A 14,417-nucleotide genomic window follows, 5' to 3' on the forward strand; every position below is an offset into this window, starting at 1 on the left:
GAATCATCCGTCCCCGAGGTCTGTCGATTGCGATCTGTCCCACACCCCCAGGGACCTGACGATTGTCCCAGGGCCTGTCGACTGCCCCAGGGCCTCGTCGACACGCTGACTGTCTGTCGACACGCCCAAGGACCCGTCAATTGTCCCAGGGACCTGTCGGCTGTCCCAAGGACCTGTCGATCGCACTCAGCGGCAGCGCGTACAGCATCCGCCCCGACTGGGACCAGACCTCGCCGCTCTCCTGCGAGTAGGACAGGGATCCGGCCTGTCCGGTCCAGCAGTGGTTCGACTCGTCCGAGCCGCACTCGGTGGCCTTCGCGTTGCGCGCGTCCTGCCGCCAGAGCGTGCCGTGGCCGTCCGGGGTGTCCGCCGCGCGGGCCAGGTACCACTGCGAGCGGTACGACAGGACGCCGGCGACCTTGGCGGTCTTCGTCTCGTACGCCTCGGTGGCGACCGCGCGGCCCGCGAAGTCGGTGGCCAGCAGACCGGCCCGGGCCGGGTCGCTGCTGAACGCGTAGCGCAACAGACGGCTGTGCCGTCCGCCGGCCGAGGACACGCGCTCGCTCGCGACCAGGCTGTCGGGCGCGGTGCTGCGGTCCAGGGAGATGGCCGCCGGGTGGGCGCTCCCGCCGGCGAGCCGGTACGAGCCGACAGCCGGCAGGACGTACTTCGAGCCGTACGCCGCCCAGCCGCCCGGCACCTTGCCGACCCGGCCGCTGTCGACGGTGGCGCGCTGGATGCGGTGCATGTCGTACACGTACAGGCCGTCGGCGGCGGTGACCAGCAGCTTGCCCTGGTACCAGACCATGCCGGAGACGGTGGAGGCCAGGCCGCGGTAGTCGCGGCCGCCGTCGACCGGGACGACGAGTGCCGCCCAGGTGTAGGTGAGTCGGCCGGGGTCGCTCGCGTCGACGACGGCGACCCGGGCGGGGCCGGGCTCGGCCGACCGGCCGGTGGGGTGCGTCCAGCCGGAGAGGATCACCCGGTGCTCGCCCCAGAGGCCGTCGTCATCCGCGTCCCCGGAAGTGGTGACCGCGCCGGCCCGCCAGCCGCGGGTGTCGGCGGTGTCCCAGCAGTACGCGCGCGTGGCCGCCGGTTCGACGGGCAGCGCCGCGCGCTCGGTGGACGGGCAGTCGGCGGTGCCGCGCAGGGAGTGGTCGGCATCGGCGAGGACGGTGCTCACGCCGACGGGCCGGCCCATCGAGGAGGCGAGCCGGTCGAGCGTGCTCTGCGGCACCGCACGCTCCTGGAGGCGCAGTCCCGCGGCAGCCCGGTCGGACGAGGCGAGCTTCTTCAGACCACCCGGCTTGTCACCGACCGTGGCCTGCGAGGCGCTGATCATGGTGGCGGCGGCGGTGAGTGCGAGGGCGGTGCCGGCCAGGAAGGCGCGCAGCGCACGGCCACGCTTCTGCCTGCGGTGTCGGCCACGTTGCTTCATACGTCCTCCCGAGGCGGGCCAACTGCGGTTATTGGTCCGGGTGTTGACCAAAGGAGCAGGTGGGGTGGCCCGTAGAGGGATGCTACGGCAGTATGGCGCGGTCCGGGACGAAGACCCTGCAAATATGCGGAAGATGCGGCCGCGGCGTCACTCGGTGCCATATTCCGGACACGCACCGATGCGTACGGGAGGCGCTCAGGGCAGTTCGACGGGTTCCCGTACGTTGATCACCGTAGGTGCCGTCGACTGCGGCAGCAGATCGCGCGGATCGTCCGGCAGCAGCAGCTCCACCTCCGCGTCCTCGGCGAAGCGGTACGGCCGGTGCTCCAGCAACCCCCCGAGATAGCGGCGCACTCGGGACATCTCGGCGCGCACCGTCACCCTGCGGGCCGGGTCGCCGAACACCTCCTCGGCCAGGCCCGCCGCACTGCGCCCACCGCGGTGCAGGGCGAGGAGATAGAGCAACTCGGCGTGCCGGGGGCTCAGTTCGTGGCTCCAGGAGCCGGCGCACCCGGACACGGTCACCGACCAGCGGCGCGGCTGCGTCAGATCCAGCACCACACGGGTGGCACTGCGCGGAACGGGCTCGTCGGAGGCCCGGATCAGCCAGCCCTCGGCCAGTGGATCCACCGAGCACAGCCCGAGCGCCGGCAGCCACCGGCGGCCCGCCGAGAGGGACTTGGGCAGCGCGATCCGGTTCGTGTACGGGATCCCGGTGACCGCCGCGGTCCAGCCGTCCCGGTCCACCGCCAGGGCCCGGCCGCCCACCCGGGCCAGCACCGGTGCGGCCACCGCGCGCAGCCGCTCCAGCGAGCCCAGGTGCCGCTCGCGCAGCCGGGCCTCGGCGAGCTTGGCCACCGAGTCGACCCAGGCCAGCGTGGCCGGGTGCATCGTCTCCAGCGGCCCGCTCACGTCCACGACACCGATCAGCCGGCCGTCACGCGGGTCGGTGATGGGGGCGCCGGTACAGGTCCAGGAGGTCTGTGAGCGCACGAAGTGCTCGGAGGCGAAGACCTGAACGGGCCGGCGGACGACGGCCGGGGTGCCGATGCCGTTGGTGCCGACGACGTTCTCCCGCCAGTCCGCGCCGAGTTCGAAGCCCAGCCCGTCCGCCTTGCGCAGCACGGCCGTGCTGCCCTCGCGCCAGAGCACCCGGGCGTCCCCGTCCGTGACCACCATGATGTGGTGGGCGACATCCGCGACCGACAGCAGTCCCTCCTGCAGCACCGGCAGGACGTGCCGCAGCGCCGTGGTCTCCCGGCGCCGGCGCACCTCGTCGGCGGAGAGCAGCCCGGACCGCCGGTCGCGGTCGGGGTCGATACCGCTGCGCAGCATGCGGCCCCAGGACTGCTCGATCACCGGGCGCGGCGCCACGGGCGCGCGCTGCCCGGAGAGCCTGGCGGCGCGGACCTCGCTGAGCACCCGTGCCGCGCGCGCCGAGTCGCCCACGACGAGCTGCCTCACGTCCGTCGGCGGGTGCGCCACTGGTCCTCCTGGGGAGAAGGGCTCGGGAACCGGTTTTCCGTCGCCTCGCGGCCACGGAAGTCGGGAGTCGTCCGTACTGTCCGTCTCATACTGCCGTTCCTTGCTGACGGACGGGCACACTCCAGCGACAGACAGCAGCAAGTTGCAACCCCTTGCAACCCTGGTGAACGGTCCCGGGTTGATTGAATATTGAGCAACGCCGTCCCGAGCGGCGTTCGCGGCCTCGAACGGGCCAGTGCGGCGGGGGTGGTGCCGTGTCGGCGCAGCACCACCCCCGCGGCTTACCTCCGGTGGTTTGGCCGTGTTCGCGGCGGGGGGTGCCACTGGTTGTGGGTCGGCGGGTGCGGGTGTGTTGTGGCTTGTCGCGCGGTTCCTCGCGCCCCTGGGGTGGCTGGGGTTGCCTTTGGCGGGTGGGCTGTGTTTGCGGCGGGGGGTGCCGCTGGGCGTGGGTTGGCGGGTGCGCGTGTGTTGTGGCTTGTCGCGCGGTTCCTCGCGCCCCCAGGGGTAGTTGGCCGCAGTTTCTCGGGGGCTTGGCGTGGGGTGGGCCTCCGGCAGGTTGTTGACTGCGGGTCTAGGCCGGGCGGGCTCGGTTCACGATCGAAGCGTGGGCGAGGGTGTGTGGCAGCGTGCCGAAGGCCGTGCCGGCGTCGCCGGCCAGGCGTGAGGCGCAGAAGGCGTCGGCGACCTCCGGGGGCGCGAACCGGACGAGCAGCGACCCCTGGAGCACCAGCGCCAGCCGCTCCGCCAGCCGCCGGGCCCGCCCCTCGATCCCTTCCAGATCGGCCAGCTCCGTCAGCAGGTTCTTGATCGCGCCGTCCAGCCGGTGGTCGGCGCCGCGCGCCCTGCCGACCTCCTGGAGGTAGGCATGGAGGGCCTCCGGTTCCCGCTGCAGCGCGCGCAGCACGTCGAGCGCCTGGATGTTCCCGGCGCCCTCCCAGATCGAGTTCAGCGGCGCCTCACGCACCAGCCGCGGCAGCCCCGACTCCTCCACGTACCCGTTTCCACCCAGGCACTCGGCGGCCTCGACCGTCACACCCGCGCACCGCTTGGTCACCCAGTACTTGGCGGCCGGCACCGCGATCCGCAGCAGCGCCCGCTCCTGCTCGCCGCCGTCGTCGTAGGCGGCGGCGAGCCGCAGCGCGAGGGTGGTCGCCGCCTCGGACTCCAGTGCCAGGTCGGCCAGGACATTGCGCATCAGCGGCTTCTCGGCCAGCTTCGCGCCGAACGCCTCCCGGTGGGTGCAGTGGTGCACGGCCTGCGCGACCGCCTGCCGCATCAGGCCCGCCGAGCCCAGCACACAGTCCAGCCGGGTCGCCGCCACCATGTCGATGATGGTCCGCACCCCGCGGCCCTCCTCGCCGACCCGGCGCGCCCAGGTGCCCTCGAACTCGACCTCACCAGAGGCGTTGGAGCGGTTGCCGAGCTTGTCCTTGAGCCGCTGGAGCCGGAAGACATTGCGGGCGCCGTCCTCCAGAACGCGCGGCACGAGGAAACACGTGAGCCCGTCCGGAGCCTGCGCGAGCACCAGGAACCCGTCGGACATCGGAGCCGAGCAGAACCACTTGTGGCCGGTGAGTTCGTACGCCCCGTCCTGGGTGAGCGGCCGTGCAGCCGTCGTGTTGGCACGTACGTCGCTGCCGCCCTGCTTCTCCGTCATGGCCATCCCGAACAGGGACCCGGCCTTGAGGTGGGCGGGCCGCAGCTCGCGGTCGTAGACCATGGACGTCAGCCGCGGCTCCCACTCGGCGGCCAGCTCCGGGTCCGTGCGGAGCGCGGGGACGGCCGCGTGGGTCATCGACTGGGGGCAGAGGTTTCCGGCGTCGACCTGGGTCCACACCAGGAAGGCGGCGGCTCTGCGGACATGGCCGCCGGGCCGGACCCAGGCCGAGGTCAGCCCGGCCGCGACGCCCTTGCCGAGCAGCCGGTGCCAGGCGGGATGGAACTCGACCTCGTCGACACGGTGGCCGTGGCGGTCGTGCGTACGCAGCCGGGGCGGGTTCTCGTCGGCCTGGACCCCCCACTCCTGCACCTGGGCCGACCCGGAGGCCTGGCCGAGCGCGGACAGATCGCCGAGCGCCTCGTCGTGCAGGGCCGGGTCGAGGTGCCGTTCCACGGCTGAGGTCAGGACGTGGTCGGAGGTGAAGACGTCGTAGCCGACCAGAGGTGGAGGTTGGTTGGTCACGGTGTGCGTGCTTCGCGCCATGCCGCGAAAGTACCCCGGGGCGGGGCACCGGTCACACCCGGGACACGGCACACCGGCCGGGACGGTCCAAGGGGCCGAGCCCCCTGGTGCGGGTGTCAGGCCAGGCGAGCCACGGCAGCCGGCGCCACCTCCGCCTCGATCGAGTCGGCCGGCCAGCCCTCGCGGTAGACGGTGTCCAGATAGCGTTCGCCGAGGTCCGGGGCGATGGCCACCGAGATGAGGCCCTGGCGGCCGTGCTCGGCCAGCCACTGGCCGGCGCCGCTGATCACCGTCCCCGTCGAGCCGCCGAACAGGAAACCCCGGGCGGCCAGCCGGCGGCAGGCGAGGATGGCGTCGGTCTCCTCGACGCGGACCAGGTGGTCCACGCACGACTCGTCCAGACGCGCAGGCGGCACGCTCATACCGAGCCCCGGGACCATACGGCGCCCCGGCTTCCCGCCGAAGCTCACGGAGCCGACGGTGTCGATGGCGACGATGCGCACCCGGCGCCGCCACTGCCAGAACCAGCGGGCGCAGCCCATCAGGGTCCCGGTCGTGCCGGCCCCGGCGAACAGGACGTCCAGGTTCGGGAAGCGGCGGGCGATCTCCGGGGCGGTGGTCCGGAAGTGTGCCCTCCAGTTGCCCTGGTTCTGGTACTGGTTGAGCCACACGTACCGGTCGTCCGACGCGCACAGCGCGTTCACGTACGCCATCCGCGCGCCGAGGAAGCCGCCGCCGCGCGCGTCCGGTTCCTCGATGACGTGGACCTGGGTGCCGAGCGACTCCATCAGGCGGATCGTCGGCCGGTTGCAGCGCGCGTCGGTCACGCACAGGAACCGGTAGCGGCGGCTCGCCGCGATCACGCTCAGGGCCACGCCCAGATTCCCGGACGAGGACTCGATCAGGACCGAGCCGGGCCGCAGCAGACCCTCGCGCTCGGCCGCGTTCACCGTCTCGGTCGCCGCCTAGACCCAATGCCGTTGACTTAGATGTCCTGCGCTCGTTGGTTGTGGTGTGGCGAGGATGGGGCAGGTCAAGTCGCCTGCGGGTGAGCGTTTGTCGGACCGGGTCGCGATCGGGGTGCTGACACGGGCGTTTCCGTATCAGCTGGTCGACGAGGTGATCGCGGAGACCGGGCGGGGCGAGCAGCGCAGTCGTCTGCTGCCGGCCCGGGTGGTCGTGTACTTCGTGCTGGCGATGTGTCTGTTTTTCGGGCAGGAACGCGGCCCGCTGTTCACAGTGGGGCAGAATTCCATGGAATTGGTATTCGAGTTCGGAATGTGGCTGAAGTGTGTGAAGTGGCCGCGTGGAAATGGCGCAGAGCAGCACGGCGCGACCCGCATGGATCTTATGCGGATCACGGGTAACGCGGCTGGATCGGACCCTGTTCCCGGGCCCTCGATGTCCCCCGTGCCGTGTGCGTCCGAATCGTTCGCGGCATGCACAACGAATGCAATGCGAATTGTTTCGGAGACTTCATGAACGGTTCAAGGGCATTTCGGCCATTGGCGCGTTCCGGTCGCTCCGGAATTTATTGATCATGCCTGCCGAAAAGGCGTTCATCTGCGTGGCCGGGGAACTCGCCGAACCGGTGGCGGATGTGCAGGCGCAGACTCCGGTTGTGCGGCTGGACATTTCGGCCAACGCGGACATAGCAGGAAAATGGGTGGGAATCATCGATGGTTACTGGTCTGTTGCCGCCCGGTTTCCGCTCCGGAGCTTCGAGGGGCTAAGGGAGCGGGGGGATGAGTGCACCCAGTCCCGGCGGATACCTTTAGGTCGTGCAGCCAGCAAGTGAACCCCCGCAGAGCCCGCCCGGGCGTCTCCACCGAGCGCGTGCCCTCTACCGGAACGTCTCCAAGCGCAGGACCGCCTGGCTGCTGCTCAAGGACACCGTCAACTCATGCATGGAGTACCGCATCCTGGGCCTCGCGGCCGAGGCCGCGTTCTTCACCCTGCTGTCCGTGCCGCCGCTGCTGCTCAGCATGATCGGCCTGCTCGGCTACGTCGACGCCTGGACCGGCGCCGACACCATCGCCAGCGTGGAGAACAACCTCCTGGAGGCGTCCCGGACCGTCCTGTCCGACAAGGGCGTCTCGGAGATCGCCCAGCCGATCCTGCACGACGTGATGAAGGGCGGCCGGCCCGACGTCATCTCCATCGGCTTCCTGTTCGCCCTGTGGTCGGGCTCCCGCGCCGTGAACGTCTTCATCGACACCATCACCGTGATGTACGGCCTCGACGGCGTCCGGGGCATCGTCAAGACCCGTCTGCTGTCCTTCCTGCTGTTCGTCGTGGCGCTGCTGATCGGCTCGATCGCGCTGCCGCTGATGGTGGCCGGGCCGGATGCCGTGGTGAACGTGGTGCCGTGGTCGACGACCGTCGTACAGGTCCTCTACTGGCCGGTCGTCATCGTCCTGTCGATCGTCTTCCTGACCACGCTGTACCACGTCTCCGTCCCCGTCCGCTCCCCGTGGATCGAGGACGTGCCCGGCGCCCTGGTCGCTCTGGGGATGTGGGTGCTCGGCAGCTTCCTGCTGCGCATCTACCTGACCAGTACGGTCGAGGGCCCCACCATCTACGGCTCGCTGGCCGCGCCCGTCGCCGTGCTGCTGTGGATCGGTGTGTCCGCGTTCGCCGTCCTCGTCGGGGCCGCGGTCAACGCCGCGATCGACCGGGTCTGGCCGGCCGCCGCGACCGCCGCGGCCCGCGCCGCGAACGAGCGGCTGCGCGAGGTGCAGCTGGCCGAGCACGTGGCCCGCGCCGCCGCCGGCCACGAGCCCGAGGACCCCAACGATCCCGACATGCCCTCCGAGTTCCCCGAGCGCTGGTCCCGCTTCCTGCCGCCGGAGGACGTGACGTCCCGGCTGCGCACCCATGTGAAGAGCACCCACCCGCCGCACAAGCCCAAGGGATCCTGAAGCACCCGCCAGGGGCCGGAGCCGGTTGCGAGAGTGGCGTTTGCCGCTTCAGGGCAATGCGGCTGGGTGATGAACCTGGGCAATGAACCTGGCCATGCAGCTAGGCCTTCCACCCGCCCGCCGCCGCGGCCTCCCGCACGAAGTCGCCGAAGTCGCGCGGCGCCCGCCCATCGCGCGCGCCCCGGACCGGTACACCTGCGCCGACGACCCCGATACGGCGCCACAGGCGCTGATCCTTCCGGGCGCCGAGTGCCGCTGCCCCGACGGGCGCTCCCTCTGGGGAGCCGCCGATGACGTACCTGATGGGCTGGCTCTCGCCCTGGCCGCCGACCGGCTGCGCGACACCGGCGACACCCTGGAGGCGCTCGTCCGCCAGGTCGGGTACGGCAGCGCGTTCGCCCTGTCCAGCGCCTTCAAAAAGGGTGTACGGGGTCAGCCCGCAGGAGCATCGCACGCGCGCGGCGTAGCCTTTCGTACGTGTACACGGAGCGGGCGTCCCGGCTGACCGGGGCCGTCGTGTGGACCAACACCCCGTCCGAGGCAGGTGCCGGGCGGGTGCTGCCCGACGGGTGCATGGACCTGCTCTGGCACGACGGACGGCTGCTCGTCGCCGGGCCCGACACGCGCGCGTACATCGCCGAGGGCGCCCCGGGCCTGTGGGCGGGCGTTCGTTTCCGTCCCGGCACCGCGCCCGCCCTTCTGGGCGTGCCCGCACAGGAACTGCGCGACCGGAGGGTCGCGCTGTCCGAACTCCGGCCGGCCGCCGAGGCCCGCCGGTTCGCCGCGCGGGTCAACTCGGCCGCCGAACCGGCAAGCGGACTTGAGGAGTTGGCGCTGCGGCTGGCCGCGGACGCTGCGCCCCCCGACCCGCGGCTGCGACACCTCGTGACCGCCCTCGACGAGGGCCGCCCGGTCGCGGCCGCTGCCGACGAACTCGGTCTCGGCGCCCGCCAGTTGCACCGCCGCTCCCTGACCGCCTTCGGCTACGGCCCCAAGACGCTGGCCCGGGTGCTGCGGCTGCAGCGGGCGCTGGGGCTGGCCAGGCAGGGCGTGCCCTACGCCGAGACGGCGGCCCGGGCCGGATTCGCCGACCAGGCCCATCTGGCACGGGACGTGCGGCAGTTGGCGGGCATGCCGCTCGGGGAGCTACTCGGCCGAGGGTAGCTGCGCGAACAGGTCGACGCCGTTGCCGTCCGGGTCGTGCACAACGGCGTACCGCATGCCCCAGAAGGCGTCCCACGGCTTGAGCTCGCCGTGATATCCGGCGCCCACGAGATCCTCGTAGACGGCGTCGACCGCGGCGGGTGTCTCGCACCTGAAGGCGAGCGCCGTCCGGCCGCCCCCGGCCGGCGGCTGCCACGCAGGGTGGAAGGAACGGACGGTGGCCTCGGTGTCCAGGGCCAGGGTCAGCCCGCCGGGCAGTTCGGCCTCGACATGCGGCTGGTCCTCGGAGCCCTCGGGGAAGACGAGCCCGAGGCGACGGTAGAAGGCGACAGACGCGGCCAGGTCGGAGGCGACCAGGCCGATCACGGCGAATTTCGGAGTCATGCCGTCACCGTAGGCAGCACCCGGTCGGCCGGTCTTGAAGGAATCGGACACGGCGCAGGGAGCCGGGCACGGCTCAGGGCGGCGGGCGCGGCTCGCTCGAAGGTCACCTGCTCAGTCGAAGGTCACCGGCCCGCGAGGAGTGTCCACCGTGAACGGCACGCCGACCGGCGCACGGCAGACGGCTCACCCTGCGCAGCGGCCCGTGCTCGCCCGTTCCACCAGCCGCGTCGACAGCTCGGTACGCGTGCTCTCCGGGCGGTCCCCCTGCATCATGCGGACCAGCAGATGCAGGGCCGACGCCGCCATTTCCGCGAGCGGCTGCCGGATCGTGGTGAGGGCGGGGGTGATCCAGCGGGACTCGGGCAGATCGTCGAAGCCGACCACGCTGATGTCGTCCGGCACCCGCAGGCCCCGCTCGGCCAGTGCCCGGTACACGCCCAGCGCCATGTGGTCCGAGCAGACGAAGACAGCCGTCGGCGGCTCGCTCAGGTCGAGCAGGTCGAGCGTGCGGCGGTGCGCGACGGCCTCGTCGAAACCGGCGTGCCGGACGTATTCCGGGCGATGGCGGACGCCCGCCGAGGCCAGCGCCGAGCGGTACCCGGCGACCCGGGCGCTGCTGCACATCTTGCGCTGGTGGCCGGCGATGACGGCGATGCGTTCGTGGCCGAGGGAGAGCAGATGCTCGGTCGCGGTGACCCCGCCCTGCCAGTTCGCCGCGCCCACCGACACCACACCCGGCGGCGGTTCGAGGATCGGGTCGATCAGGACGTACGGGATGCGGTGCTGGTCCAGCCAGGTGTACTGCGACACCGACAGCTCGGCCAGGTTGAACAGCACCCCGGACGAGCCGCGTGCGATGAGCTTGTCCAGCCAGCCGCGCTCCGGGCGCCCGCCGCGGGTGCGGGTGAGCCCGGCCGAGACGACCACTTCAAGGCCCGCGTCGTGCGCCGCCGCCTCCACTCCCTGCAGCACCGCCCCCGACCAGGAACTCTCCAGCGAGTGCACCACCAGGTCGACCAGCCCAGGCACCTTCGCCGCGTCGAACCGGGGCCTGCGGACGTAGCCGAGCCGGTCCAGGGCCTCGGTGACGCGGCGGCGCGTCTCCGGTGCCACGTCCTCCCGGCCGTTGACCACCTTGGAGGCGGTCGGTACGGAGACTCCCGCCTCGCGGGCCACGACCGCCAGTGTCGGCCCGGCGGCCACACTCGCACTCCCCGTGCGGACCATCGGGAACCACCTCTCCGGCCCGCCCGAGGGCCATGAAAAGTTTCGAGCAGCGACGGAAACAGTAAGCGCTTCCTAGATCGCTTCCTACAGTAGGTTCACCGGATCACCTCGGGAAGAGGCCGGGCTTCGCAGGTCTGCACGGTTTCGGGCTTTCGAAACCTCGAACGTGGGCCTGGGGGCACGGCGGACGAGGGCACCAGGCCGCGCTGTGCGGCGAGGGCTACCAGCACACGAGGCAAAAGCCGCTGAAGTCGGCCGTGAACGCCGCGTCCACCAGGTCCACGGCGTGGATGCCGGCCATCGACCCGGTGAAACGCAGCTTGGACCCGTGGTCGTCGGAGAGCCTGCCGAAGTCCAACGGCTCCCCGACCGGCGTACGCACTCCGTCCCGCACGTACCAGAACCGCGCCTCGGCGCCGTCGACGGTCACGCCCAGCGTCACCGGAGCCCGGGCGTCGACGTCCACGACGGCCACCGTGCGCGTGTCCGCCTCGTCCCGTTCCACGAGCCGAAGCACCGTACGGCCGCCGCGCCGCCACTGCTGCCCGTGCTGCCCTTCACTCCCGGGCTCCGCCCAGGTCAGGTCCAGGCTCAGATACGACTCCCCGTTGTACCGGAGCACCAGTCCCGCGGCCTGGGTGAAGGTGGCGGGACGTGCCTCGACGGTGACCTCGGCCTCCGCCCGGTGCTCCGTGATCCGCTGGGCCAGCAGACTGTGCGCCCACCGCGACTCGGGCCCGTGCCGGCCACGCAGCCGGATGCGGCCCGGACGGCTCGTGACGTCGGCCCAGGACGGATCCGGGTGCGCGCGCAGGGTGCTCCACGGCCAGCCCAGCGGGTCGTCGGCTGCGGCGGGTCGGGGCGGCAGCGGCTCGGGGCGAGTGGACACGTCGACCTCGACCGCCGGATGAGTGCTCCCGTGCCGCAACCTCGGCCGGCCCTCCTCGTCCCACACCACCGCCTGGATCGCCGTCTCCCGGCCCAGCGTGCAGCGCGGGCCCTCCGGTGTCCGCACCGGACGGGCCGTCAGGTGGCTCAGCACCCAGTCTCCGCCCGCAGTCTGCACCAGCTCTCCGTGCCCGGCCTTCTGCAACGGCTGCGACGGGTCGTCCCGCGACGTCAGCAGGGGCCGGTCGTCGAGCTGGTAGGGGCCGGTGAGTTCACGACTGCGCGCCACCCGTACCCCGTGCTCGAAGCCGGTGCCGCCCTCGGCCAGCACCAGGTGGTACCAGCCCTCCCGCCACAGCAGCTTCGGTCCCTCGATGAGCCGTTCGTGCTGCAGCAGCAAGTGGGTACCACCGAACGGGCTCAGGGTCTCCCGGTCCAGCTCGGTCAGGACGATCCCGGCGAACCGGCGTCCACCCGGTCGGTGGTCGTTCTGGAGGTTGAGCAGCCACAGCCGCCCCTCGTGGTGGAAGAGCGCGGGATCGAAGCCGTGGCTCGCCACCCGGCGCGGCGGCGTCCACGTCCCGCCCACCTCATCTGCCGTGCTGATGTACGTGTCCGTGTCGAAATACGGTGTCCCGACCGACCGTACGACCGAGTACGCCACCCAGAACCGCGTACCGTCCCAGCTCAGCGAGGGCGCCCAGACACCACCTGAGTCCGGCACCCCGGCCAGCGAGTCCCCGGGGGCGGCGCCGCGGACATGGCCCGCGTACTGCCAGTGGGCCAGATCCCGTGACCGGTGGATGGGGATGGTCGGGAACCACTCGAAGGAACTGGTCGCCACGTAGTACCAGTCGCCGACCCGGACCAGTGAGGGGTCGGGGGCGAAGCCACGGACAACAGGGTTGTGCAGCAAGGTCACTTGAGGGCCCCCAGCGTGACACCGGTGCGCCAGTAGCGCCGCATCGCCACCATCGTGATCGCCATCGGCACGATGGACAGCAGCGCGCCGGTCAGCACCAGGCTGGTGAGGTCGATGCCGGATTCGAGACGTTTGCCGGACCAGTTGTACAGACCCAGGTTGAGGGTCCAGTTCTCCTCGCCGCGCAGCACCGTCAGGGGCAGGAAGAAGGCGTTCCAGGTGTTCACGAAGGCGAGCAGGAACACCGTGGCACCGCCCGTCGTCATCATCCGCAGCACGATGCTGAAGAAGATGCGCAGTTCACCGGCGCCGTCGATCCGGGCCGCCTCCAGGAGCTCGTACGGGATCGTGGCCTCGGTGTAGACCTTGGCGAGGTAGACGCTGAACGGGTTGATCAGACAGGGGATCAGCATCGCCCAGGGGGTGTCGACGATGCCGACCTTCGAGAACAGCAGATACAGCGGCAGCGTGAGCAGGGCGATCGGGACCAGGAACGAGCCGACCACGCACGCGAACACCAGGTTGCGGCCCGGGAACTCGAAGCGCGCGAGGCCGTAGCCCGTGGCGAGGGCGAGCAGCGTGCCGCCGAGGGAGCCGACACCGGCGTACAGGAACGAGTTGGCGGTCCAGCGCAGGAAGATGCCGTGCTCGTAGGTGAACACCTGGTGCAGGTTGTGCCACAGATGCCAGCCGGAGAACCACAGGCCGTTGCTCTGGTACAGGCCGACGCGGTCCTTGGTGGCGGCCATGATCAGCCACCACACGGGGAACAGGCTGTACACGCCGGCCAGCGTCAGGCCGACGAGCAGGAAGCGCTGGCCGCCGCGCGAACGGGCCGCGGGATCGGGGCGGTTGACACGGCGCACCGTGGCGTGCGCCTGCCTGGTGCCGTTGTCCTTGGTCAGCATCAGTCCGCCTCCTTTGAAGTCAGCCGGTAGAAGAGGAAGGAGGCGACGCCGAGGATGAGGGCGAGGAGGACCGAAAGTGTCGCGGCGTAGTGGTAATTGCCTGCGTTGAACGCCTGGTTGTAGATGATCATGATCGGGGCGAAGTCGTCGCTGACCGTCTGCGGGGTGACGTTCCTGAACAGCGCGGGCTCGTTGAAGATCTGCAGCATCTGGATGATGGAGAGCATCCCGGTGAGCACCAACGCCCCCCGCACATAAGGAACCTTGATGCTGAGCGCGATCCGCCGCTCGGAGGCACCGTCCAGCCGCGCGGCCTCGAACAGCTCGCGCGGAACGCCCTGCAGCGCCGAGTAGATGATCACCATGTTGTAGCCCACGCCGTGCCAGGTGAGCAGGTTGCCGATGGACGGCCACACCATCGACGGCGCGAAGAAGTTCCAGTCGAAGCCGAGGTCCTTGCTCAGCGAGGTCAGCGGACCGACGTCCGGGCTGTACAGGTTGATCCACACGATCGCGGCGACCACGCCGGGGATCATGTACGGCACCAGCAGGAGGAGCCGGAACCGGCCGGCGGCCTTCGAGGTCAACGTGTCCAGGAACAGCGCCAGTACGAGGCTGACGAACAGCATCACGGGGATCTGCACGCAGGCGAACAGCACCACCCGCAGCACGGAACCCATGAACGCCGAGTCGGTCAGGCCCTGTTGGTAGTTGTCCAGCCCGGCGAAGGTCTCCGTCGAGCCGCCGAGCCCCAGCCCGGACTGCTGCTCCCGGTACAGCGACTGGTAGACCGCGTAGCCGATGGGAAGCAGATAGAGGAAGACGAAGCCGAGCTGGAAGGGCACCGTGAAGGCGGCACCCTTCCAGCGCAGTGAGCGAGTCATCAGTGGTTGCCCTC

At 71.0% G+C, this 14,417-nt stretch carries 11 protein-coding genes and 3 pseudogenes; 5 read left to right on the top strand and 9 right to left on the bottom strand.

Annotated features, from left to right (window positions below; genetic code table 11):
- Nucleotides 1-136: 136 nt before the first annotated feature.
- The 4 genes and pseudogenes from OOK07_RS34245 to OOK07_RS34260 all read right to left on the bottom strand — a co-directional run.
- The gene (locus tag OOK07_RS34245) at nucleotides 137-1,438 is read right to left on the bottom strand and encodes a hypothetical protein (RefSeq protein WP_266685688.1); all 1,302 of its coding nucleotides are present in this window, start codon (nucleotides 1,436-1,438) and stop codon (nucleotides 137-139) included.
- Nucleotides 1,439-1,633: 195 nt separating this feature from the next.
- The gene (locus OOK07_RS34250) at nucleotides 1,634-2,923 is read right to left on the bottom strand and encodes a GAF domain-containing protein (RefSeq protein ID WP_266800342.1); all 1,290 of its coding nucleotides are present in this window, start codon (nucleotides 2,921-2,923) and stop codon (nucleotides 1,634-1,636) included.
- Nucleotides 2,924-3,494: 571 nt separating this feature from the next.
- Entirely contained in the window at nucleotides 3,495-5,126 is a 1,632-nt protein-coding gene (locus OOK07_RS34255) for an acyl-CoA dehydrogenase family protein (protein WP_266685691.1), read from the bottom strand.
- Nucleotides 5,127-5,221: 95 nt separating this feature from the next.
- Nucleotides 5,222-6,070: pseudogene (locus OOK07_RS34260) on the bottom strand (pyridoxal-phosphate dependent enzyme); the annotation flags it as partial.
- Nucleotides 6,071-6,119: 49 nt separating this feature from the next.
- On the opposite strand from OOK07_RS34260, the pseudogene OOK07_RS34265 reads away from it, so the two are divergent.
- The 5 genes and pseudogenes from OOK07_RS34265 to OOK07_RS34285 form a co-directional block, all read left to right on the top strand.
- A pseudogene (locus tag OOK07_RS34265) lies at nucleotides 6,120-6,326 on the top strand (transposase domain-containing protein); the annotation flags it as partial.
- Nucleotides 6,327-6,645: 319 nt separating this feature from the next.
- The gene (locus OOK07_RS34270; protein WP_266800344.1) at nucleotides 6,646-6,903 is read left to right on the top strand and encodes a hypothetical protein; all 258 of its coding nucleotides are present in this window, start codon (nucleotides 6,646-6,648) and stop codon (nucleotides 6,901-6,903) included.
- Nucleotides 6,887-8,026, top strand: a complete 1,140-nt coding sequence (locus tag OOK07_RS34275; RefSeq protein ID WP_266685693.1) for a YihY/virulence factor BrkB family protein — start codon at nucleotides 6,887-6,889, stop codon at nucleotides 8,024-8,026. The genes OOK07_RS34270 and OOK07_RS34275 overlap by 17 nt, the downstream gene beginning before the upstream one ends.
- Nucleotides 8,027-8,304: 278 nt before the next feature.
- Nucleotides 8,305-8,493 (top strand): annotated as a pseudogene (locus OOK07_RS34280) (helix-turn-helix domain-containing protein); the annotation flags it as partial.
- 10 nt (nucleotides 8,494-8,503) lie between these two features.
- Nucleotides 8,504-9,190 carry a helix-turn-helix domain-containing protein gene (locus OOK07_RS34285; RefSeq protein ID WP_266800346.1) on the top strand — a complete coding sequence of 229 codons (687 nt, stop codon included), beginning with the start codon at nucleotides 8,504-8,506 and terminating at the stop codon, nucleotides 9,188-9,190.
- Here the strand turns inward: OOK07_RS34285 and OOK07_RS34290 are convergent.
- The 5 genes from OOK07_RS34290 to OOK07_RS34310 all read right to left on the bottom strand — a co-directional run bounded on the left by OOK07_RS34290 (nucleotide 9,173) and on the right by OOK07_RS34310 (nucleotide 14,403).
- Nucleotides 9,173-9,574, bottom strand: a complete 402-nt coding sequence (locus OOK07_RS34290) for a VOC family protein (RefSeq protein WP_266800348.1) — start codon at nucleotides 9,572-9,574, stop codon at nucleotides 9,173-9,175. The two genes, OOK07_RS34285 and OOK07_RS34290, sit on opposite strands and share 18 nt — an antisense overlap.
- A 183-nt stretch (nucleotides 9,575-9,757) precedes the next feature.
- On the bottom strand, nucleotides 9,758-10,801 hold the full coding sequence (locus tag OOK07_RS34295) for a LacI family DNA-binding transcriptional regulator (protein ID WP_266685696.1): 1,044 nt from the start codon (nucleotides 10,799-10,801) through the stop codon (nucleotides 9,758-9,760).
- A 220-nt stretch (nucleotides 10,802-11,021) separates the two neighbouring features.
- Entirely contained in the window at nucleotides 11,022-12,611 is a 1,590-nt protein-coding gene (locus OOK07_RS34300) for a glycoside hydrolase family 43 protein (RefSeq protein ID WP_266800349.1), read from the bottom strand.
- Complete coding sequence (locus OOK07_RS34305; RefSeq protein WP_406313395.1) at nucleotides 12,608-13,522, bottom strand: carbohydrate ABC transporter permease; 915 nt, start codon at nucleotides 13,520-13,522, stop codon at nucleotides 12,608-12,610. The genes OOK07_RS34300 and OOK07_RS34305 overlap by 4 nt, the downstream gene beginning before the upstream one ends.
- On the bottom strand, nucleotides 13,519-14,403 hold the full coding sequence (locus tag OOK07_RS34310) for a carbohydrate ABC transporter permease (RefSeq protein ID WP_266800352.1): 885 nt from the start codon (nucleotides 14,401-14,403) through the stop codon (nucleotides 13,519-13,521). Before OOK07_RS34310 ends, OOK07_RS34305 begins: the two co-directional genes overlap by 4 nt.
- Between the last annotated feature and the right edge of the window lie 14 nt (nucleotides 14,404-14,417).

It is taken from the genome of Streptomyces sp. NBC_00078 (assembly GCF_026343335.1).
In the GTDB taxonomy this organism is placed as follows: domain Bacteria; phylum Actinomycetota; class Actinomycetes; order Streptomycetales; family Streptomycetaceae; genus Streptomyces.